Origin of the sequence: Agrobacterium sp. S7/73 (assembly GCF_019355535.1) — a bacterium.
Classification (GTDB): Bacteria; Pseudomonadota; Alphaproteobacteria; order Rhizobiales; family Rhizobiaceae; genus Agrobacterium; species Agrobacterium tumefaciens.
In genome coordinates, this window is record NZ_CP072136.1 from 2,962,588 (window position 1) to 2,985,000 (window position 22,413).

17 protein-coding genes, 1 tRNA gene, 2 rRNA genes and 1 riboswitch are annotated in these 22,413 nt (G+C 56.6%); of the genes, 4 read left to right on the forward strand and 16 right to left on the reverse strand.

Features of this window, described 5'->3' with window-relative positions:
- Positions 1 to 350 precede the first annotated feature (350 nt).
- Entirely contained in the window at positions 351 to 1,343 is a 993-nt protein-coding gene (locus J5276_RS14700; protein ID WP_112154845.1) for an adenosine kinase, read from the forward strand.
- Here the strand turns inward: J5276_RS14700 and J5276_RS14705 are convergent.
- On the reverse strand, positions 1,336 to 1,869 hold the full coding sequence (locus tag J5276_RS14705) for an SH3 domain-containing protein (RefSeq protein ID WP_003514268.1): 534 nt from the start codon (positions 1,867 to 1,869) through the stop codon (positions 1,336 to 1,338). The two genes, J5276_RS14700 and J5276_RS14705, sit on opposite strands and share 8 nt — an antisense overlap.
- Positions 1,870 to 2,049: 180 nt before the next feature.
- Between J5276_RS14705 and J5276_RS14710 the strand changes: the two genes are divergently transcribed.
- Positions 2,050 to 3,054: a D-glycerate dehydrogenase gene (locus J5276_RS14710; RefSeq protein WP_003514267.1), complete on the forward strand. Its 1,005-nt coding sequence runs from the start codon at positions 2,050 to 2,052 to the stop codon at positions 3,052 to 3,054.
- A 79-nt stretch (positions 3,055 to 3,133) separates the two neighbouring features.
- Here J5276_RS14710 and J5276_RS14715 read toward each other — a convergent pair whose 3' ends face one another.
- The 3 genes from J5276_RS14715 to recF are packed head-to-tail and all read right to left on the reverse strand — an operon-like array spanning position 3,134 to position 5,524.
- Positions 3,134 to 3,610, reverse strand: a complete 477-nt coding sequence (locus tag J5276_RS14715; RefSeq protein WP_111782921.1) for a GNAT family N-acetyltransferase — start codon at positions 3,608 to 3,610, stop codon at positions 3,134 to 3,136.
- The gene (locus tag J5276_RS14720; protein ID WP_038489312.1) at positions 3,607 to 4,374 is read right to left on the reverse strand and encodes a molybdopterin-synthase adenylyltransferase MoeB; all 768 of its coding nucleotides are present in this window, start codon (positions 4,372 to 4,374) and stop codon (positions 3,607 to 3,609) included. The genes J5276_RS14715 and J5276_RS14720 overlap by 4 nt, the downstream gene beginning before the upstream one ends.
- A 22-nt stretch (positions 4,375 to 4,396) precedes the next feature.
- On the reverse strand, positions 4,397 to 5,524 hold the full coding sequence (gene recF / locus J5276_RS14725; protein ID WP_013635217.1) for a DNA replication/repair protein RecF: 1,128 nt from the start codon (positions 5,522 to 5,524) through the stop codon (positions 4,397 to 4,399).
- A 156-nt stretch (positions 5,525 to 5,680) separates the two neighbouring features.
- Between recF and J5276_RS14730 the strand changes: the two genes are divergently transcribed.
- Positions 5,681 to 6,793, forward strand: coding sequence for an alpha/beta hydrolase (locus tag J5276_RS14730; RefSeq protein WP_003514263.1), 1,113 nt, complete (start codon positions 5,681 to 5,683; stop codon positions 6,791 to 6,793).
- Between the two features lie 28 nt (positions 6,794 to 6,821).
- Here the strand turns inward: J5276_RS14730 and nrdF are convergent, their stop codons facing one another.
- The 8 genes from nrdF to J5276_RS14770 form a co-directional block, all read right to left on the reverse strand.
- A complete protein-coding gene (gene nrdF, locus J5276_RS14735; protein WP_003514262.1) occupies positions 6,822 to 7,796 on the reverse strand; it encodes a class 1b ribonucleoside-diphosphate reductase subunit beta in 975 nt (324 codons plus the stop codon).
- A gap of 16 nt (positions 7,797 to 7,812) precedes the next feature.
- The gene (nrdE, locus tag J5276_RS14740) at positions 7,813 to 10,002 is read right to left on the reverse strand and encodes a class 1b ribonucleoside-diphosphate reductase subunit alpha (RefSeq protein ID WP_013635215.1); all 2,190 of its coding nucleotides are present in this window, start codon (positions 10,000 to 10,002) and stop codon (positions 7,813 to 7,815) included.
- Positions 9,990 to 10,388, reverse strand: a complete 399-nt coding sequence (gene nrdI, locus J5276_RS14745) for a class Ib ribonucleoside-diphosphate reductase assembly flavoprotein NrdI (protein ID WP_003514252.1) — start codon at positions 10,386 to 10,388, stop codon at positions 9,990 to 9,992. Before nrdI ends, nrdE begins: the two co-directional genes overlap by 13 nt.
- 12 nt (positions 10,389 to 10,400) lie before the next feature.
- Positions 10,401 to 10,622 carry a glutaredoxin-like protein NrdH gene (gene nrdH / locus J5276_RS14750; protein ID WP_013635213.1) on the reverse strand — a complete coding sequence of 74 codons (222 nt, stop codon included), beginning with the start codon at positions 10,620 to 10,622 and terminating at the stop codon, positions 10,401 to 10,403.
- A 255-nt stretch (positions 10,623 to 10,877) separates the two neighbouring features.
- Positions 10,878 to 11,102, reverse strand: a riboswitch (cobalamin riboswitch).
- 131 nt (positions 11,103 to 11,233) lie between these two features.
- Complete coding sequence (locus J5276_RS14755; RefSeq protein ID WP_112154846.1) at positions 11,234 to 11,863, reverse strand: nucleoside triphosphate hydrolase; 630 nt, start codon at positions 11,861 to 11,863, stop codon at positions 11,234 to 11,236.
- Positions 11,860 to 12,642 carry an ATP-binding cassette domain-containing protein gene (locus tag J5276_RS14760; protein WP_013635211.1) on the reverse strand — a complete coding sequence of 261 codons (783 nt, stop codon included), beginning with the start codon at positions 12,640 to 12,642 and terminating at the stop codon, positions 11,860 to 11,862. The genes J5276_RS14755 and J5276_RS14760 overlap by 4 nt, the downstream gene beginning before the upstream one ends.
- Positions 12,642 to 13,724 (reverse strand): ABC transporter permease, encoded by a 1,083-nt coding sequence (locus J5276_RS14765; protein ID WP_112154847.1) that lies wholly within the window; start codon positions 13,722 to 13,724, stop codon positions 12,642 to 12,644. Before J5276_RS14765 ends, J5276_RS14760 begins: the two co-directional genes overlap by 1 nt.
- Before the next feature lie 222 nt (positions 13,725 to 13,946).
- Positions 13,947 to 14,969, reverse strand: coding sequence for a sugar ABC transporter substrate-binding protein (locus J5276_RS14770; protein WP_003514241.1), 1,023 nt, complete (start codon positions 14,967 to 14,969; stop codon positions 13,947 to 13,949).
- Positions 14,970 to 15,235: 266 nt separating this feature from the next.
- Between J5276_RS14770 and J5276_RS14775 the strand changes: the two genes are divergently transcribed.
- The gene (locus tag J5276_RS14775) at positions 15,236 to 16,468 is read left to right on the forward strand and encodes an ROK family transcriptional regulator (protein WP_038489293.1); all 1,233 of its coding nucleotides are present in this window, start codon (positions 15,236 to 15,238) and stop codon (positions 16,466 to 16,468) included.
- A gap of 54 nt (positions 16,469 to 16,522) precedes the next feature.
- On the opposite strand, the gene recQ is transcribed toward J5276_RS14775, so the two are convergent.
- The 4 genes from recQ to J5276_RS14795 all read right to left on the reverse strand — a co-directional run bounded on the left by recQ (position 16,523) and on the right by J5276_RS14795 (position 22,037).
- Positions 16,523 to 18,331 carry a DNA helicase RecQ gene (gene recQ, locus J5276_RS14780; RefSeq protein ID WP_112154875.1) on the reverse strand — a complete coding sequence of 603 codons (1,809 nt, stop codon included), beginning with the start codon at positions 18,329 to 18,331 and terminating at the stop codon, positions 16,523 to 16,525.
- Between the two features lie 198 nt (positions 18,332 to 18,529).
- A tRNA-Met gene (locus J5276_RS14785) sits at positions 18,530 to 18,606 on the reverse strand.
- Positions 18,607 to 18,894: 288 nt separating this feature from the next.
- Positions 18,895 to 19,009 (reverse strand): 5S ribosomal RNA (rrf, locus tag J5276_RS14790).
- 221 nt (positions 19,010 to 19,230) lie between these two features.
- Positions 19,231 to 22,037 (reverse strand): 23S ribosomal RNA (locus J5276_RS14795).
- Positions 22,038 to 22,413 lie beyond the last annotated feature (376 nt).

Sequence of the window (22,413 nt, forward strand, 5' to 3'; positions counted from 1 at the left end):
CGAGTACCGTCTACAATGAAAACCCGCTTGCGGCACTCTAGAAAGAGGCGCAGCAAAGGGGGACCAAAAGAAAAAGCGGGGTTTCCCCCGCCTTTTGTCATATCCGTTATACGCCGTCAGTACATCCGTGACGGAGATAACGGGTGAGCCAGAAGACCTCATGTCTTCCATTCTGGTCCGTATTCACGCACCGTTTGCTCTGATCGGAGTGATAGCTTAACCACATTACAGGCACATGACGCGTTTCTGTCTCTGGTGGAGAACCGCATATTTTCCCTTTGGGCTTTTCTTGCCGCCAGAATTGTTTAAGACCGTTCAAAAATGTGCACCCTGCAAACCGGATAGGGCCTATGACGAAATTCGACGTACTGACTGTCGGCAATGCCATCGTCGACATCATTTCCCGTTGTGATGATCGCTTCCTCAATGATAACGCCATCACCAAGGGCGCGATGAACCTCATCGACGCGGAGCGGGCCGAACTGCTTTATTCGCTGATGGGACCCGCTCTCGAGGCCTCCGGCGGAAGTGCGGGCAACACGGCGGCGGGCGTGGCGAATTTCGGTGGCAGGGCGGCTTATTTCGGCAAGGTGGCCGAAGATCAGCTCGGCGAAATCTTCCAGCACGATATCCGCGCGCAGGGCGTCTATTTCGAAACGAAGCCGGAAGGCACGTTTCCGCCGACTGCCCGCTCGATGATCTTCGTCACGGAAGACGGTGAGCGCTCGATGAACACCTATCTCGGCGCCTGCGTCGATCTCGGTCCGGAAGATGTAGAAGAAGACGTCGTGGCGAACACGAAGGTCACCTATTTCGAAGGTTACCTGTGGGATCCGCCGCGCGCCAAGGATGCCATTCGCGATTGCGCCCGCATTGCGCATGAGAACGGCCGTGAAGTCTCCATGACGCTTTCAGACAGTTTCTGCGTAGGCCGATACCGCGAAGAATTTCTCGACCTGATGCGTTCCGGCACCGTGGACGTCGTTTTCGCCAACAAGCAGGAAGCTCTCTCGCTCTATGAAACCGACGATTTCGAGCTGGCGCTGACGAAAATCGCTGCCGATTGCAAGATCGCAGCGGTAACGATGAGCGAAGAAGGTGCCGTTATCCTGCGCGGCACGGAACGCGTGAAGGTAGAAGCCTATCCAGTATATGACGTGGTCGACACAACGGGTGCCGGCGATCTTTTCGCCGCCGGCTTCCTGTTCGGTTACACGCAGGATCGGTCTCTGGAAGACTGCGGCAAACTCGGCTGCCTTGCTGCTGCTGCCGTCATTCAGCAGGTCGGGCCGCGTCCGATGTCATCGCTCAAGGCGCTGGGCGAGAAAAACGGCCTTATTTAAAGGCCTCGCCGGGATAAGCACCCCAGATTTCACCCTGCGATACCCAGCCTGAGGCCTGACCGGCCTCGGCGCGGCACCAGTCGCCGTTGCATTCACCGATCCTGAAGACGACACCCGGCTCCAGCCGGGCGATGACGGAGGCGCCCGACTGTGCGTCGCGGCGCATGTTCACGTAGACATCCTTGCCCTTGCCGCGCATCCACGGCGCGGCGACGGCCGTGCGCTCGCCGGAGAGCAGCGCCTGGTTAACCCAGCCTTCCGTGCCATCGGCATCGCGGATGCGCCGCCAGTTCTCATATTCCTGAATGATTTCAACCGGCATTCCCGATTTCATATACATCCAGGAAACGGCATAATCCGTGCTGGGTCCGATGCGCATGTTGACGCGCTTGGATTTCAGGCTGACAAAACGCGGCAAAGGCAGGCCGCTTGCGCCTTTGGCAGCGCCTTGCGCCATGGCCTCGTTCGCCACACCAAAGAGGCCCAGAGACAATGCAATGCAAACCATAGAAACCACACTGCGCATGCCCATTTCCGTTTCCTGCCTTCTGCAAACCGGATTAAATTCGAGGAGGCTCGTTTCCACACGCCTCAAGCTTCGGCGAGTTTTATTTGTCTTCGCCGGTGGGTCTGGTAGAAACGCCCTGATTGAAAGAAATTATCGCTCTTTCTGGTTAATGACTTCTGAACAAGGCAGCGGCAAACGATGACCCACAAGAAGAGACCGACAGTCTATATCACCCGCAAATTGCCTGACGTCGTCGAAACCAGAATGCGGGAACTCTTCGATGCCGAACTGAATATCGACGATACGCAGCGCCGCGAGGAAGAGCTTGTGGCCGCCATGCAGCGGGTCGACGTTCTGGTGCCGACGGTCACTGACCGCATCACCGCTGCCATGATCGAGAAAGCAGGGCCGCAACTGAAGCTGATCGCAAGCTTCTCCAACGGCATAGACCATGTGGATGTGGACGCGGCCGCCCGAAAGGGCATCACAGTGACCAACACGCCCAACGTGCTGACCGAAGACAGCGCCGATATCACCATGGCGCTGGTGCTGGCCGTGCCGCGCCGCCTGATCGAAGGCACGCGCGTACTTGCCAATGGCGCCGACGAATGGCTGGGCTGGTCGCCGACCTGGATGCTGGGACGGCGCATTTCCGGCAAACGCATCGGCATTGTCGGCATGGGCCGCATCGGTACGGCAGTTGCGCGGCGCGCCAAGGCTTTCGGCCTCTCCATACACTATCACAACCGCAAACGCGTCAACCCGGCGACGGAAGCGGAGCTTGAGGCAACCTATTGGGACAGCCTCGACCAGATGCTGGCGCGGGTGGATATTGTTTCCGTCAATTGCCCCTCCACACCTGCGACCTATCACCTGATCTCGGCACGACGGCTCGCGCTGATGCAGCCGACAAGCTACATCGTCAACACGGCGCGCGGCGATATCATCGATGAGGCGGCAATGATCCAGTGCCTGCGCGACGGAAAGATCGCCGGAGCCGGTCTCGATGTCTACGAGAACGAGCCCGCAATCAATCCCAAGCTCATCAAGCTCGCGAGAGAAGGCAAGGTCGTGCTGCTTCCGCATATGGGCTCGGCGACGATCGAGGGACGCATCGAGATGGGTGACAAGGTCATCATCAACATCCGCACGCTTTTCGACGGACATCGACCGCCGAACCGGGTGCTGCCGGGGCGGAACTGAACCGGTTCAGACAAGCCGTGTCTGCTCGTGACATGGGACGGAGAAGCAGGCCTTTAAGCGGATCAAAAATTGGGCCGTCTCAGCCGAGGAATTTCGTCATTTCAATCGAAGTCGTGCGGTCGTAACCCGGATGGGCGTTTTCAGCGGTCTTGATGAAACCCCAGGCGGCGAATTTCGCGTGATTGCCGACAAGCTCGATGCGCGTTTCCAGCCGCAGCGCCGGTAACGCCAATTCGCGGGCCAATGCTTCGGCCCGTTCCAGAAGCATTTTGCCGATGCCTTTGCCCTGCGCTTTCAGGGAGACGCACAGCTTGCCGACGTAAAGGTAGGCCGGTGGTTCCTGCCGGCAAAACAGGCAGCCAACAATCTCATCACCATCCAGCGCCACGAAAGCGGTCTCCGCCCTCGCCTTCTCCGCGAGATTTTCGAGCGTCAAACGGTGAGCGGACGATGGTGGGTCGATGACGCCGTCCATATAGGCGAAGGACGACATGATAAGCGCAAGCAGCTCCTGCCAGCGCTCGAATTCTTCGCTAATCCTTGTGATCTCGGTCATGTTTTTTTTCCAGCATGGCGGCGCTTGTAACGCACGGTTTCGAAGCGGGCCGACAGGGCGTCATAGAGAAGCAGGCGGCCGACCAATGGCTCGCCGGCAGCGGTGATCACCTTGATGGCCTCCATGGCCATGATCGTGCCGATCACGCCGGTCAAAGCGCCGACGATGCCCGTTTCCGCGCAATTCGGAATAAGCCCCTGCGGCGGTGGCTCGGGAAACAGATCGCGATACCCCGGCAGCAGATTACCATCGGCACCCGCCTCATAGGGTTTGAGCACCGTTACCGAACCATCGAAACGGCCGACAGCGCCCGTTACCAGCGGCCTTTTAGCAGCCTCTGCGGCATCGGCAGCGGCATAACGTGTGTCGAAATTATCAGAACCGTCGATAAGGAGATCGAAGGATGGCAGATGGGTGTGCGCCCAGACCTGCGAAAAACGCTCCTCAAAAACAAGGGTACGCACATGCGGGTTGAGCCGGGCGATGGCTGCGCGGGCGCTTGCCGTTTTCAGCTCACCGATCGTGCCGGTATCGTGGATCACCTGCCGCTGGAGATTGGAAAGGGAGACCACGTCGTCATCGATCAGGCCAAGCGTGCCAACACCGGCTGCAGCAAGATAATGAAGGACAGGCGCGCCGAGGCCACCAGCCCCGATTACCAGCACCCGCGCGGCCTTCAGACGCTGCTGCCCGGCACCGCCGATTTCCGGCAAGAGAATATGGCGCTTGTAGCGTTCGATTTCGTCCGGGCTCAGCGGGTCCATGTCGCACTCCATTTTTTCGCCGTCATGCCGTGATGCCCCCGTGGGAGACATTGAAGAATTGCGCCCTGTCGCCAAGGGCGGAGAACATTGCCGCATCCGTTCCGGTCATGAAACTCTGACCACCGAGCGCGTGAATGAGATCGAACAGAGCCGCCCGCCTGCCCTCATCCAGATGCGCGGCAATTTCGTCGAGCAGCAGAACCGGCGCATGGCCGGTCATGTTGGCGGTGAGCTGGGCATGCGCAAGCACCAATCCCACCAGCAGCGCCTTCTGTTCTCCAGTCGAGCAACGCTCTGCCTCCATGTTCTTTTCCGCATGGCGCACGAACAGATCGACACGGTGCGGTCCATCAAGCGTGCGGCCTGCCGCCGCGTCTCGATACCGGCCTTCGCGCAGCGTAAGCCTATACTCGTCTTCCAGATCGACAGCCGGCCGGTTGAGCGTGTCGTCCATGAAACCCGAGAGCGCCAGCGCTGCAGAGGGGAAGGCAGCATTGCCGGAACGGCCTTCGATGAGGCTCTTCAAAAGACCCAACATTTCATAGCGCGCGAGCGCCATCGAAATGCCGAGTTCCGCCATCTGCTTCTCAATACCGTCCAGCCAGACCGGATCGAAACGGCCTTCCGAAAGCAGACGGTTGCGGCCGCGCATGGCCTTTTCGAAGTCGCTTGCCCGCCGCCCATGCGCGGGATCGAGCGAGAGCACCAACCGATCGAGAAAACGCCGGCGATCCGAGGATGAACCGGTAAAAAGCCCATCCATGGCAGGCGTCAGCCACAGCACCCGCAGATGATCCGTCAATTCATCGACAGACTTCACCGATGTCCCGTTCAGCCTCAGGCGGCGCGACACTACCTCGCCGTCACCCTCGATCCCGGTTCCGATGGCGACCTCGCCGTCCATGCCGTCGACATCCGCAAAAATCGAAAAACCGGCGGCCTCCGCCCCCACTCGCGTGACATCGGACAGGGTGGCGCGGCGCAGGCCCCTTCCGGGCGACAAAAACGAAACGGCCTCCAGGAGATTGGTCTTGCCGGAACCGTTGTCACCCGTCAGCACCACGTGGCGGTCATCCAGCGCGAGCGACGCCGCCGCATAGTTGCGGAAGTCCGTGAGTTTCAGCCGTAAAAGCGACACCTTATTCGTCATCTGTACGGCCTAAAACGAACATAGCTGGATAGCAAGGTGGGGAATGCGTCGTCCGCATTGAACATAATGCAACCACACCGCAATCCAGTCTCCAGTAGCAACTTTTTGAGCGGCCGGTTATTTATGCGTGGTCCCTCATTATCGGTAACCCCATCCATGCGCCTGATTTTTTCGCTCCTCCTCGCTCTCAGCCTTCTTTCATCCTGCGCGGGCAGGCCGGGGGCGGATGTGTTGCAGGCCATAAACACCAAGACCACCGATACGAAAATCGTGACAGCCTATGTGGCGAGCACGCGGGAGAAAAACAACGAGGCCAAAAAGGGCTTTAGCGCTGGGCGGGCGGCTGAGCTGAATTATGCGCGCTTCGACATTTCCATTCCTCCCAGCCATAAAAGCGGAAATATCGAATGGTCCAAAGGTAAGCCGAACCCGAGCAAGGATTTTGTCGTCACCAAAGCCGATATGCTGACGAAAACGCGTTTCAATTCCGATCTTGGCGACGTCACCCGCTCCGGCAAGCAGATTGCGCTTTTTGTGCATGGCTATAATTACAGCTATCAGGAAGCCTTGTTCCGTGCGGCACAAATGGCAGCCGATGCCAATATGGATGGTGTGCCGCTGGTCTTTTCCTGGCCGTCCCAGGCGAGCGTCACCGGTTACGTGGCCGACAAGGAATCAGCGACCTATTCGCGAGACGCGCTGGCCACGGTGCTGACCGACCTTACCAGGCAAACACCGAAAAAAAGCATTGTCGTGTTCGGTCACAGCATGGGCGGCTGGCTGGTCATGGAAGCGCTGCGACAATTGCGCTTCGAAGGCAGGAACGATGTGCTTTCCAAACTACAGGTAGTGCTGGCCGCGCCGGATATCGACGCCGATGTTTTCCGCAAGCAGATCGAGGTGGTGGGAAGGCTCAATCCGCCGCTCACCATTCTCGTCTCCAAGGACGACCGCGCCCTGAAGGCTTCCTCCATCCTGGGAGCCGATGTCACCCGCATCGGCGCGCTGGATGTGACCGATCCTCAAGTGCAGGAAGCCGCCCTGAAAGAGGGCGTTCAGTTCGTTGACATCTCCAAGCTCAAGGCATCGGATCCGCTCAACCACGACCGCTATGCGGCACTCGCGTCGCTGGTGCCACAACTGGAGGCGAGCCGGAACGGCAACGGCGAAAACGGCATAGGTCGCGCGGGTGCCTTTGTGTTCGATGCTATCGGGGCAACAGTATCCAGCCCCTTCCGGCTTGCGAGCCAGGTCGTGAACCCGCAATAACTTTTGCGGGTTCTTGGCGACAACCGGTTCAGAAATCCCAGTCTTCGTCTTCTGTGGCGACCGCCTTGCCGATGACATAGGAAGAGCCGGAGCCGGAGAAGAAGTCGTGGTTCTCGTCGGCATTGGGAGACAGCGCCGAGAGGATCGCAGGATTGACCCGGCAAGCCTCGGGCGGAAACAGCGCCTCGTAACCCAGATTCATCAAGGCCTTGTTGGCGTTGTAGTGCAGGAACTGCTTGACGTCTTCCGTCAGGCCAACGCCGTCATAGAGGTCTTGGGTATATTTGGCTTCGTTGTCGTAAAGCTCGAGCAAAAGATCGAAGGCGAAATCCTTGATCTCCTGTTTTTCCGCTTCGCCCAGACGTTCGAGCGCGCGCTGGAACTTGTAGCCGATGTAATAGCCATGCACGGCCTCATCGCGAATGATGAGACGGATCAAATCGGCCGTGTTGGTAAGCTTGGCGCGACTTGACCAGAACATTGGCAGGTAGAAGCCGGAATAGAACAGGAAGCTCTCCAGAAACACGCTGGCGACCTTCATTTTCAACGGATTTCCGCTATCATATTCGCGCATGATGAGCGCGGATTTGCGTTGCAGGAATTCGTTCTCCTCCGACCAGCGATAGGCGTCATCGACGTCAGGCGTGGAGCAGAGCGTCGAGAAGATCGAGGAATAGGAGCGGGCGTGGACCGCCTCCATGAAGGAGATGTTGGAAAGCACCGCCTCCTCGTGCGGCGTCGCCGAATCCGCCATCAGGCGCACGGAACCGACGCCGTTCTGGATCGTGTCCAGCAATGTCAGCCCGGTGAAGACGCGGATCGTCAGGGTCTGCTCTTCCGGCTTCAGCGTTCCCCAGGACGGGATATCGTTGGAGAGCGGCACCTTTTCCGGTAGCCAGAAATTCGATGTCAGGCGATTCCAGACTTCGAGATCCTTGTCATCCTCGATGCGGTTCCAGTTGACCGCGCGAATACGGGACGCGGGTTTTACGGCAATGTTCATTGTCTTGTCCCTCAATTCAGAGCGTGCAGGATACGCAGCCCTGAACCTGCGTGCCTTCCAGCGCCATCTGGCGCAAACGGATGTAGTAGATGGTCTTGATGCCTTTTTTCCAGGCGTAGATCTGCGCCCGGTTGATATCGCGCGTCGTTGCCGTATCGCGGAAGAACAGTGTCAGCGACAGGCCCTGATCGACATGCTGGGTGGCCGCCGCATAGGTATCTATGATCTTTTCCGGACCGATTTCGTAGGCATCCTGATAATATTCGAGATTGTCGTTCGAAAGGTAGGAAGCCGGATAATAAACACGGCCGATCTTGCCTTCCTTGCGAATTTCAATCTTCGAGACGATGGGATGGATCGAGGAGGTCGAGTGATTGATATAGGAGATCGAGCCTGTGGGCGGCACGGCCTGAAGGTTCTGGTTATAGAGGCCGGTCTCCATGACGGCCTGCTTCAACGCTTTCCAGTCCTCCTGTGTCGGAATGGAAATTCCGGCTTTCTCAAAAAGGTCGCGGACCTTTTCCGTCGCGGGCAGCCATTCCCGGTCGGTATATTTATCGAAGTAGTCGCCCGAGGCATATTTGGAGTTTTCAAAGCCCTTGAAGCTCTGGCCCCTTTCCGTGGCAAGGCGATTGCTGGCGCGGATGGCGTGATAGGTCACCGTGTAGAAATAGATATTGGTGAAATCGATGCCCTCTTCGGAGCCGTAGAAGATGCGCTCGCGCGCCAGATAGCCATGCAGGTTCATCTGACCAAGCCCGATGGCGTGGCTCGCATCATTGCCCTTTTCCACGGAAGGGACAGACGAGATGTGGCTCATGTCAGAAACGGCCGTCAGCGCCCGGATGGAGGTTTCGATCGTCTTGCCGAAATCAGCCGAATCCATTGCTGAAGCAATGTTGAGCGAGCCGAGATTGCAGGAAATATCCTTGCCCATATGGCTGTAAGAGAGATCGTCGTTGAATTCGCTCGCCTCGCTGACCTGTAGAATTTCCGAGCAGAGATTGCTCATGCTGATACGGCCGGCGATCGGATTGGCGCGGTTAACCGTATCCTCGAACATGATATAGGGGTAACCGCTTTCGAACTGGATTTCTGCGATGACTTGGAAGAACTCGCGTGCCTTGATCTTCTTCTTGCGGATGCGGCTGTCGGCGACCATTTCCTGATATTTTTCGCTGACGGAAATCTCGGTAAACGGCACGCCATAAACCCGCTCAACATCATACGGCGAGAACAGGTACATATCCTCGTTGTTTCTCGCGAGTTCGAAGGTGATATCAGGGATCACCACGCCGAGCGAAAGGGTTTTGATCCGGATTTTTTCGTCGGCGTTTTCGCGCTTGGTATCGAGGAAACGCATGATGTCGGGGTGATGGGCATGCAGATAGACCGCGCCAGCGCCCTGGCGCGCGCCAAGCTGGTTGGCGTAGGAGAACGAATCTTCCAGCAGCTTCATGACAGGAATCACGCCGGAGGACTGGTTTTCGATCTGTTTGATCGGCGCGCCGGCTTCGCGAATATTGGTCAGGGACAGTGCTACGCCACCGCCACGCTTGGAAAGCTGCAATGCTGAATTGATGGACCGGCCGATGCTTTCCATATTGTCTTCCACACGCAGCAGAAAACACGAAACCAGCTCACCGCGGCTTTTCTTGCCGGCGTTGAGAAAGGTCGGGGTTGCCGGCTGGAAGCGGCCGGAAATGATTTCATCCATCAGATCGCGGGCAAGTTGCTCGTCGCCACGCGCCAGAGCCAGCGCCACCATACAGACGCGGTCCTCATAACGCTCCAGGTAACGCTTTCCGTCGAAGGTCTTCAGCGTATAGGACGTATAATATTTGAAGGCGCCGAGAAATGTCGGAAAACGGAACTTTCTGGCATAGGCCTCGTCGTAGAGGTCACGGACGAAATTGAAGGAATACTGGTCCAGCACCTCCTGTTCGTAATATCCCTCGGTCACGAGATAATCGAGCTTTTCCCTGAGATTATGGAAAAACACCGTGTTCTGGTTGACGTGCTGAAGGAAATATTGCCGTGCCGCAAGGCGGTCCTTGTCGAGCTGGATCTTCCCGTTTTCATCGTAGAGGTTCAGCATCGCGTTCAGCGCGTGATAGTCCAGTCCCGCGTCCAGGTGTTTCTGCGCAGCGGTTACTTGTTGTTTGGCATCCGTGTTGCGCAACGCGCTCGAGGTCAGCGTGTCCAAAATCGTTCCAATCCATGATTGACGTTGGCGACATCTTCCTCCGTGCCAAGAAGCTCGAAGCGGTAGAGAAACGGCACCGCGCATTTACGCGACACGATATCTCCGGCGGATGCGAAAGCTGCGCCAAAATTCGTATTTCCCGCCGCGATGACGCCGCGAATGAGATTTCGGTTTGAGGGCTCGTTCAAAAACCGGATAACCGGTTTCGGTACCGCTCCTTTCATGCCGCCGCCCCCATAGGTGGGGGTGACGAGAACATAGGGCTCCGACACGTGAGGAACGTCTTCCTCGGCGCCGAGCGGCAGGCGAAGCAATCGTCGCCCCAGTTTTTGAAGGAAGCGATGAGTGTTCTCAGACCGGCTGGAATAATAGACGATCAGCCCCATCGCATCGCCTCCTCAGCTGATCGAGCCAATCATGTCCGGACGGAAACCCGCCCAATGGCGTTCGCCGGCAACGACCACGGGAACCTGCATGTAACCAAGGCCGCGAACGCGATCGAGGGCATCCGCATCTTCGGAGATATCGACGATCTCGTAGCTGACACCGATGCGGTCAAGCGCACGATAGGTGGCAGTGCACTGGACGCAGGCGGGTTTGCTGTAAACGGTGACGGTCATTGTTTCCTCTTTCGAAGCCGCTTTTACGCACGGCTCAACATTGCCCGCCTGCAATCACAAGCGGGTGGCGATGGTTCTGTCATTCTGGCAAGGCGCGCGGGTGAGGCCGCGTAAGATCTCTGTCTACGCCGACGAGCGTAGAAACTCATAAAAATGCACTGGCATGACTTCACCCCGAAGCTTGTTCTGGAGGGGGCAGAAAAGGGCGCACGCAATTCATTTGCGTCATACACCTTCCTTCCGGACACCCCGCCCGTGGACGTTTTCGCTCAAGGCAGGTCTCCTGACTTGCGGGTCAAAACATCCATTCCCACCTTCCCGGAGCTTTTAGCGCCAGTGGCTCAAATCGGAACGATGCTCACCGCTTACAGTTGCGGGGGCAGTTTCGGCATTGCTTCACCATAATGGTGTCGCGCACCGAATTCCCGTCTTAGCTCCCGACGCTTGCGAATCGAAAGAACCTTGAACACCACATATAGTATATGAGGAATTTTTTTCGTCAATAATTAGACATGCGAAAGCCCCACCCTGTGGATCAAAAAGATTCAACACATGGTCAACAAAGGCTTAACGGTGAATGCTCGATGCCGCCTACGGACGGAAGCGGCAGGTTATTCCCAGATATCGATGCGAATATCGGCGGGGCGGGAGTTCTCAATCACCCGCTTTCCGTTGGGAAGATCATTTTCGAACAGTTTGGCGTGAATCTCGGTCGTATCGAGACCATAGCCCTGCCATCTATCCCGCAGGCGTTCCTCGAGCACCGCAACGGATGGGCCTACGAAGACGGCAAGATCGAAGCTGCCGGAAAGCTTCGTCCACGGCGCCTCGTTCAACAGCAGATAGTTGCCTTCGGCAAGGATGAAGCGTGTTTCTGGCGCGATGGCGCGAGCGGAGGCAATGGCTATTTCGCGGGAGCGGTCAAAAACCGGGACAAGAACTTCCTGCCCGCCCTGACGAACTGCGGAGACGATATCAAGAAAGCCGCGCACGTCGAAGGTCTCCGGTGCGCCTTTTCGCGGCAAGAGCCCCCGTTCTTCGAGAATACCGTTATCCATATGGAAGCCGTCCATGGGCAGGACAGCCGCAGCCTCGCCGCGCGCCAAGAGGGCACCGCACAGGGCATCCGCCAGCGTGGATTTGCCGGCCCCAGGGGGACCGGCAATGGCAATGATAAAACGAGATTTACCCTCTGCCCGCCGAAGAACGTCTTCGACGATCGTTTCAAGCTTCAGCGTCATGCGGCCAGCGTTTCCTTTGGCGCTTCCTTGGCGCCCGTCATGAAGGCGACGGCGTCGGACATGGTATAGTCCTTCGGATTGATGACGCACAAACGCTTGCCCAGCCGATGAATATGAATCCGGTCAGCAACCTCGAAAACATGCGGCATGTTGTGCGAGATGAGAACGATCGGTAGCCCTCGCGCGCGCACATCCAGAATAAGCTCGAGAACGCGGCGGCTTTCCTTGACGCCGAGCGCCGCCGTCGGTTCGTCAAGGATGACGACCTTGGAGCCGAAGGCGGCTGCACGCGCCACCGCAACACCCTGGCGCTGGCCGCCGGAGAGGGTTTCCACCGCCTGATTGATGTTCTGGATCGTCATCAGGCCGAGTTCAGAGAGTTTCTCACGGGCAAACTTTTCCATCGCCGGACGGTCCAGTGCCCTGAACAGGCTTCCCTGAATACCGGGTTTGCGGATTTCACGGCCGAGAAACATATTGTCGGCTATGGACAATGCGGGAGACAGCGCAAGGTTCTGATAAACGGTTTCGATACCAGCCTTGCGCGCCTCGATCGGCGAGCGGAACTGTACCGGCTTGCCTTCCAGCCTGATCTCCCCTTCATCGGGTGTCACCGCACCGGAAATCGCCTTGATGAGAGAGGATTTTCCAGCACCGTTATCACCGATGACAGCGAGGATTTCGCCCGGATAAAGGTCAAAATCGGCATTGTCGAGCGCAGTCACACGACCGTAGCGTTTAACGAGATTGCGTGCTGTGAGGATAGGTTCTTTTGCCATCAGCCTGCTACCTTTCTGATCCACTGGTCGATTGCGACAGCCAAGATGATAAGGACGCCGATCAACAGATAGGTCCATTGTGGGTCTGTTCCGATAAGTCGCAGGCCGAGAGAGAAGACACCGACGATCAGCGCGCCGAAGATCATGCCCATGATCGAGCCGCGTCCGCCAAACAGCGATATGCCGCCGATGACCACTGCGGTGATGGATTCGATATTGGCGAACTGACCGGCGGTCGGCGATACCGAGCCGATGCGGCCGATGAGAGCCCAGCCCGCGAAGGCACAGATAAGCCCGGAAAGTGTGTAGACGGTCGTCAGCATGCGCTTGACGTTAACGCCGGCCAGTTCGGCTGCGTCAGGATCATCACCCACTGCATAGAGATGTCGACCCCAGGCGGTGCGGTTCAGCACATACCAGAGCAGGGCAACCAGCAGAACCATCGCAATGACGCCATAGGTGAAGACGGCGCTGCCGATGCGGATATTGTTGCCGAAAAACTGGAGAATGGGCGCCTGTTGGACGATATCCTGTGAGCGGATCGTTTCGTTGGCCGAATAGAGGAAATTGGTGGCCAACACGATCTGCCACATGCCCAGTGTAACGATGAAGGGCGGAAGCCGCATGCGCGAAACCAGCACGCCGTTGATAAAGCCACAAAATGCGCCAACTGCGAGACCGCAGATAATCGAGAGTTCGGCAGGCAAACCATAGCGGAACGTAAACTGTCCCATGACGACGGAGGACAGGACCATGATCGCACCGACCGAAAGATCGATACCCGCAGTCAGAATGACCAGCGACTGTGCCGCGCCGACGATGCCGACGATTGCCACCTGCTGAAGGATAAGGGTCAGCGAAAAGGCCGAGAAAAACTTGCCGCCCAAGGTAATGCCGAAGACAGCCAGCGACAACACCAGAACGATCAGCGGTACGGCCGCCGGGCTGGAATGCAGAAAGTGCTGGAATTTTTCAAGCAAACTCTTGTTGTGCGTATCGAAAGCAGCGACCTGGGTCGAACTTCCCGACAGCACTTTTTCAAATTCATTATGCGGTTGAGCCCGCACTGGCTGATCGCTCATGGATTTTCCTCCCGATCGCTCCATCGCATCAGCCCCGAACCCGGGATTATTTTCCAGAGGGGACAATGCGTAGATTCAAACTGTTGAGAAGCGTGCCTCAGTTGCGTCCACGGACGCCGGGCGCGCTCGTTTGTTCCTGTCCGATCACCCAGATCGTTCTTTTAACCATTCCGGTTCAAGGGCGGGGGCAAATTGCCCCCCGCCGATTTCAACGGTGAAGTATCAGCCCCAGCACTTCTTCAGGCCTTCCTTGGTGTCGATCGAATCGAGACCCTTGACCGGCTTGTCGGTTACCAGCGTTACGCCGGTGTCGAAGAAGTTCTTGCCTGCGGTCGGCTTCGGCTTTTCACCGGTATCGGCAAACTTCTTGACGGCTTCCACGCCGAGTGCCGCCATCAGCAGCGGGTATTGCTGAGACGTTGCGCCGATCACGCCTTCCGCAACGTTCTTGACACCAGGGCAACCGCCATCGACGGAAACGATCAGAACATCCTTTTCGCGGCCGACGGCTTTCAGCGCTTCGTAAGCACCGGCAGCTGCAGGTTCGTTGATGGTGTGAACGACGTTGATGGTCGGATCCTTCTGCAGCAGATTTTCCATCGCAGAGCGGCCGCCTTCTTCGTTACCGTTGGTAACATCATGACCAACGATACGCTTGTCGTCTTCATCACCAATCTTATTGATGTCCTTCACGTCGATGCCGAAGCCCTTCATGAAGCCTTGGTTGCGCAAAACATCAACGGTTGGCTGGGAAGGCGTGAGGTTGAGGAAGGCGATTTTCGCGTCCTTGGCCTTGTCGCCGAGGGTGCCAGCAGCCCATTTGCCGATCAGCTCGCCGGCCAGAAGATTGTCGGTAGCGAAAGTGGAGTCAGCGGCATCAACGGGTTCGAGAGGTGTATCGAGGGCGATGACCAGAAGACCGGCATCGCGCGCCTTCTGCACGGCCGGAACGATGCCCTTGGTGTCCGATGCGGTAATCAGGATACCCTTGGAGCCATCGGCAATGCATGTCTCGATCGCGGCAACCTGGCTTTCGGAATCGCCATCGATCTTGCCGGCATAGGACTTCAGCGTCACGCCAAGTTCTTTAGCCTTGGCGGTTGCGCCTTCCTTCATCTTGACGAAAAAGGGATTGGTGTCGGTTTTGGTAATCAGGCAAACCGAAGTATCGGCGGCGGACGCGACGGACGCGAAAGAAACGCCGAGCGCAAGCGCGCCCAGAAGAGCGGAAACAGTCGTCTTCATTGTAATCCTCCCATTGAATGTTTGAGTACCGTGACGGTTACCCGACGATCTCGTCTCCTCCGAGAACAGCGACCGTTGACACAGATGGAACCACCAAAGGAAACGGCTGTCAATAAATAAATCCGATTGAATTATTAATTCCGTATGGCATTCTAACAAGCGGCAGGGAGGAATATCGCCGCGTCGTTTAACGTTGCGATAGCAAGATTGCCATAAAGCCTGCATGTATCGGTCGCGGCGGATATGGCGGGCGGGAGGATGAAACTATGAGACAATCTGTCGAGACGGCGCCGCCCGCGCCGTCCACCAACATGGATATGAGCGGCGGCGCCAACCAGATCGGGGTGCGTGCCTATAACGAGCGGCTTGTGCTGTCGCTGGTGCGCCGCCACGGCGGCTTGTCGAAAGCCGAAATATCCAGGCTTTGCGGTCTCTCGGCGCAGACTGTCTCGGTCATCATGCGCTCGCTCGAAAGTGACGGTCTTCTTATCCGTGGCGAAAGACTGCGCGGCAAAGTCGGGCAGCCTTCGACGCCGATGCGCCTCAATCCCGATGCCGTCTTCTCGTTTGGCGTGAAAATCGGCCGTCGCAGCGTCGATCTGGTGCTGATGGATTTCGTCGGCCGGATCAAGCTGAAGCTCCGCAGAACTTACCCTTATCCTATGCCGGAATGGATTTTGCCATTCGTCATCGAGGGTATCACGGAACTCGAGTCCAAGCTCTCTCCGGTCGAACGGCAAAAAATTGCCGGTGTCGGCATTGCCGCGCCGTTCGAATTGTGGAACTGGGCGCAGGAGGTGGGCGCCCCGCAGAATGAGATGGAGCGCTGGCGCGACGTCGATATCCGTTCCGAAATTGCGGATGGCGTCAGCTATCCGGTTTTCCTGCAGAACGATGCGACCAGTGCCTGCGGTGCAGAACTGGTTTTTGGTGCAGGCCAGAACTACCCCGATTTTCTCTATATCTTCATCGGATCCTTCATCGGTGGCGGTGTCGTTTTAAATTCCGCACTGTTTTCCGGAAAGACGGGCACCGCCGGTGCAATCGGCCCCCTTCCGGTTCAGGGGCAGGACGGCAACACGGTCCAGCTTCTGAAAATCGCCTCAATCTTCGTTCTGGAAAACATGTTGCGCGAACGGGGTATCGATCCCCGTCCCCTGTGGTTCTCGCCGGATGAATGGATCGATTTCGGCGAGCCGCTGGAAAGCTGGATCGGAAAAACGGCCGCGGCCCTTGCGCAGGCCGTCATCGCTGCAGCCTCCATCATCGATTTTTCCAGCGTCATCATCGATGGCGGTTTTCCGGATTGGGTCAGAGCAAGAATAGTCTCCGCCACCCGTCTTGCCCTCAAACATCACGATCTTCAGGGTGTTACGCTGCCGGAGATCATCGAGGGAGCGGTCGGCAGCCAGGCCCGGGCTATCGGGGGAGCGAGCCTGCCCCTGTTTTCCCGTTATCTCATCGACCAGAATGTTCTGTTCAAGGACACGACAGGCTGAGGTTTCAGGCCCTGCCAAAATTTCCTGGCGGGACTCTTTGCCGGATTCAAATGGTCACTCGCTGGCGGCATGTTCCATGATCGCTGCCAGAAAAGCAGGGCCGTATCGTTCCAGCTTTGAGTCTCCCACTCCGGGTATCTGCGCCATTTCTCCCACAGACGCCGGTCTTGCTGCCGCAAGCTCAATGAGTGTCTTGTCGTGAAAAATCACATAGGGCGGAACGTTCTGCGCGCGGGCAATTTCCATGCGCTTCGCACGCAGCGCCTCAAAGAGACTGCGATCGGCATCCGGTAAAACAATGGCGGTGGGCTTGCGATTCGTCTGTTGTCGCGCCGAACGGGGAGCGGTCGGTATCCTCAACATCAGGGACGGCTTTTCGCGCAGGAATCGCCTCCCTTCTTCGGAAATGGACAATCCCCCGTGACCGGCCAGATCAACCTCGATCAGGCGCAGCGCAACCATCTGGCGCAGGATGGCCCGCCAGGTGCGATTGTCGTGCTCTTTGCCGATGCCGTAGGTCGTGATCCGATCGTGACCAAAGCTCGATATCCGTTCATCTTCCATGCCCAGCAATACGCGGATGACATAGGCCTGGCCAAAACGTTCTCCCGTGCGGTAAATGCAGGACAGCAACTTCTGCGCGGCAATGGCACCATCAAACAGGTCCGGCGGCTCCGCACAGGTGTCGCAATTGCCGCAGGGCTCGCAATAGTCGCCGAAATAAGACAAAAGCACCCGCCGACGGCAACCGGCTGTTTCCGCGAGGCCAAGCAACGCATCGAGCTTCCGGCGCTCCATGTTCTTGCGCTGGTCGCCCGCATCCGACTCTTCGATAAAGCGGTTGCGCAATGCGATGTCTTCATAACCGTAAAGCATAAGCACGTCGGACGGCAGACCATCACGGCCGGCACGGCCGGTTTCCTGATAATAGGCTTCGATGCTGCTGGGCAGATCGATATGCACGACGAAGCGCACATCCGGTTTGTCGATGCCCATGCCGAAAGCCACGGTTGCAACCATGATGACCGCTTCACCATGCTGGAAGTGGGTCTGGTTCGCCTCGCGGGCGGCCTTGTCCATGCCGGCGTGATAGGGCAGCGCATCGCGCCCCTCCTCGCGCAGCCAGGCTGCCGTCTCATCGACCTTGCGTTTGGAAAGGCAATAGACGATGCCGCTTTCGTCCTCGCGACCCGTCAGGAAGCGCTTCAGCTGCGTACGTGGATTATCCTTTTCCATGATCGCATAGCGGATATTTGGCCGATCGAATCCGGCTATGAAGGCGTCGCTTCCGTTGATCCCGAGATGACCCAGAATTTCGGCGCGGGTTGGCTCGTCCGCAGTCGCCGTCAGCGCCATGCGTGGCGTATCCGGAAAGCGCTCGATCAACGTGTCTAGCTGGCGGTAAGGGGGACGGAAATCGTGCCCCCACTGCGACAGGCAATGAGCTTCGTCGATGGCGATTAGCGACAGGCTGATAGGTTGAAGCGCATCCAGAACATCCGGCTTGAGAAGGGTCTCCGGCGCGGCATAGAGAATATCGACCTTGCCAGCCCGCATATCCTGCCAGAGTACCCGCCGCTCTTCTGGGGAAAGATCGGAGTTGAGAGCTTCTGCCCGCACACCTGCCTGACGCAAGGCGGCGACCTGATCAACCATCAGCGCGATCAGGGGCGAAACAACCAGCCCCATTCCCTTACGGGCGAGCGCCGGAATCTGGTAACAAAGCGACTTCCCGCCCCCTGTTGGCATCAACACAAAAGCATTGTTGCCTGCCATCACATGCCGGATGATTTCGGCCTGCTGTCCACGAAACGTATCGTAGCCATAGACGGTCTTGAGAATCTGCAAGGGGTCGGTGATCACGTTGGCTTTCTTATGAGCTGGACGGTGTTTGCGCATCATGGCCAAATCAGGGGCTATCGCAACGCAGAAAGGCTGAATCAGTCCCATAAAAAAGAGCGCCAATTGTGGACGATGCGAACTTATATAGATTTGGAGATTATTTAAGGTATTTCGCAAAAGGAAAACCCCGCAGCCTAAGCTACGGGGTTTTTGAGAAGATGGTTGCGGGGGCAGGATTTGAACCTGCGGCCTTCAGGTTATGAGCCTGACGAGCTACCGGGCTGCTCCACCCCGCGTTACCAGCGTAAATCCCTATGGGATTTATCGCGACCAGCGTAAATCCCTATGGGATTTATCGCGACCAGCGTAAATCCGTATTGGATTTATCGCGACTGCATCACAGGGACGCTGTGATGTATAGTTCCGGATCAAATTGCCGAAGGCGATTTGTCTCCTTTAAGGGACGCACGTTGCGTTTTCCTTATGTTTTCATGTTCCGCAATGCAAAAAGGCCGCTTTGAGCGGCCCTTTGTATCGGCTGGGCCGAAGAGTTTGCTTGAGAAGATATTTGTTGCGTTTTGCAGACCTGGCAGCGACCTACTCTCCCGCGTCTTGAGACGGAGTACCATTGGCGCTGGGGCGTTTCACGGCCGTGTTCGGAATGGGAACGGGTGCAGCCGCCCCGCGATAACCACCAGGTCGGCAAAACGCAACACAGTTCATGTTTTCACATGAGTGTTGTTTCGAGAAGCTGGGAAGCTTGCGCTTCATTTAATTTAACACGTCTTTCTGCGACCCTTCCCGTATGTTTGCCATACAGACCAGAGGTCGTCGCGCCCTGTGGCGCGGCCCGTCCGGAGCGCTATGCGCGTCAGGACAGAACAGATGATGCTCATCTTTGATGAGCATGAACAATGGGAACGAAGAAGTCGATCGAGCTATTAGTAACGGTAAGCTTCACATGTTGCCATGCTTCCACACCCGTCCTATCAACGTGGTCGTCTTCCACGGCTCTGATAGGGAACACTCGTTTTCAGGTTGGTTTCCCGCTTAGATGCCTTCAGCGGTTATCCATTCCGTATATAGCTACTCTGCTATGCCCTTGGCAGGACAACAGATCCACCAGAGATACGTCCATCCCGGTCCTCTCGTACTAGGGACAGATCCTGTCAATATTCCTACACCCACGGCAGATAGGGACCGAACTGTCTCACGACGTTCTGAACCCAACTCACGTACCGCTTTAAATGGCGAACAGCCATACCCTTGGGACCTGCTCCAGCCCCAGGATGCGATGAGTCGACATCGAGGTGCCAAACAACCCCGTCGATATGGACTCTTGGGGGTCATCAGCCTGTTATCCCCGGCGTACCTTTTATCCGTTGAGCGATGGCCCTTCCACACGGGACCACCGGATCACTATGACCGACTTTCGTCTCTGCTCGACTTGTCAGTCTCGCAGTCAGGCGGGCTTATGCCATTGCACTCGACGACCGATTTCCGACCGGTCTGAGCCCACCATCGCGCGCCTCCGTTACTCTTTCGGAGGCGACCGCCCCAGTCAAACTACCCACCATACACTGTCCCGGATCCGGATAACGGACCGCGGTTAGACATCCACGAAGATAAGGGTGGTATTTCAAGGATGGCTCCACAAGAACTGGCGTCCCTGCTTCAAAGCCTACCACCTATCCTACACATGCCTTGGCGAATGCCAGTGTAAAGCTATAGTAAAGGTGCACGGGGTCTTTCCGTCTGACCGCAGGAACCCCGCATCTTCACGGGGAATTCAATTTCACTGAGTCTATGTTGGAGACAGCGGGGAAGTCGTTACGCCATTCGTGCAGGTCGGAACTTACCCGACAAGGAATTTCGCTACCTTAGGACCGTTATAGTTACGGCCGCCGTTTACTGGGGCTTCAGTTCAGAGCTTGCACCCCTCCCTTTAACCTTCCAGCACCGGGCAGGCGTCAGACCCTATACGTCGTATTGCTACTTCGCAGAGCCCTGTGTTTTTGATAAACAGTCGCTACCCCCTGGTCTGTGCCACCCCATCATACTTGCGTAAAATGGGGTCACGCTTCTTCCGAAGTTACGCGTGCAATTTGCCGAGTTCCTTCAACATAGTTCTCTCAAGCGCCTTGGTATACTCTACCTGACCACCTGTGTCGGTTTCGGGTACGGTCTATACGGTGGAGCTATTTCCTGGAACCTCTTCGCCGCACATTCAATCCAGTAAGAATGTACAACACACGAGATCCGTCACTACCACCAGGCCCACGAATATTAACGTGGTTCCCATCGACTACGCGTGTCCGCCTCGTCTTAGGGGCCGGCTAACCCTGCTCAGATTAACTTTAAGCAGGAACCCTTGGTCTTTCGGCGAGGGAGTCTCTCACTCCCTTTATCGTTACTCATGTCAACATTCGCACTTCCGATATCTCCAGCAGCCCTCACGGGTCCGCCTTCACAGACTTACGGAACGCTCCGCTACCACGCAACAGTCACTACAACTGTCACATCCTCAGCTTCGGTGCATGGCTTTAGCCCCGTTACATTTTCGGCGCAAAGACCCTTATTTAGACCAGTGAGCTGTTACGCTTTCTTTAAATGATGGCTGCTTCTAAGCCAACATCCTGGTTGTTTTGGGATCCTCACATCCTTTCCCACTTAGCCATGACTTGGGGACCTTAGCTGGAGGTCAGGGTTGTTGCCCTTTTCACGACGGACGTTAGCACCCGCCGTGTGTCTGCCGACTAGTACTCCTCGGTATTCGGAGTTTGGTTAGGATCAGTAAGACGGTGAGTCCCCATAGCCCATCCAGTGCTCTACCCCCGAGGGTATTCGGTCGACGCTCTACCTAAATAGATTTCGCGGAGAACCAGCTATTTCCGAGTTTGATTGGCCTTTCACCCCTAGCCACAAGTCATCCCAATCTATTGCAACAGATACGGGTTCGGCCCTCCAGTTGGTGTTACCCAACCTTCAGCCTGCTCATGGCTAGATCACTCGGTTTCGGGTCTAATGCAACTAACTCAATCGCCCTATTCAGACTCGCTTTCGCTGCGCCTACACCTACCGGCTTAAGCTTGCTAGTTACACTAAGTCGTTGACCCATTATACAAAAGGTACGCCGTCACCCTTGCGGGCTCCGACTGTTTGTAGGCATCCGGTTTCAGGTTCTATTTCACTCCCCTCGTCGGGGTGCTTTTCACCTTTCCCTCACGGTACTTGTTCGCTATCGGTCATGCACGAGTACTTAGGCTTGGAGAGTGGTCTCCCCATGTTCAGACAGGATTTCACGTGCCCCGCCCTACTCAAGGACAATGACTGTTCTACGCGTAAGGGGCTATCACCCTCTATGGCCGACTTTTCCAAATCGTTCCGCTTTATTCATCATTGCCACTGGCCTGGTCCGCGTTCGCTCGCCACTACTTACGGAGTCTCGGTTGATGTCCTTTCCTGCAGGTACTTAGATGTTTCAGTTCCCTGCGTTCGCTTCTTACCCCTATGTATTCGAAAGTAAGATACCTTATCACAATGCTTGGAAACCCAGGCCGTTCATAAAACAGACTGGATTTTCCAAGCATTTAAGGTGGGTTGCCCCATTCGGAGATCCATGGATCAAAGCTTATTCGCAGCTCCCCACGGCTTTTCGCAGCGTATCACGTCCTTCTTCGCCTGTGCATGCCAAGGCATCCACCAAATGCCCTTAATTCACTTCTTCGTTCTCATTGTCTATGCTCATCCATAGCCGTTCCAAAGGAACGGCAATCCGGTTACCTTTTACAACCAGATTATCTCCTGATGACATCGACGTGTTCGATACAATCCTCTTTGAAGGCACGCCGGTGCACTTCGAGGTCGTATCATTAAGACCAGCTTCTCGAGATATCATCCGGTGATGCGCGGTCAGGCAACATCAATCCAGCATTCCCATCAGAGGAGCAAAAGCTCCAACAACAAAAATGCCTCGGACAAGCGATCCTTCCTACCTCCAACCCCTCCACCAATTCCGGCCGACTAAGCCATCACATGGTTTCACAAGGATTGGTCTCGGACGTTTCAGGCATAAACCCAAAACACCTGGACGCTTCCAGACA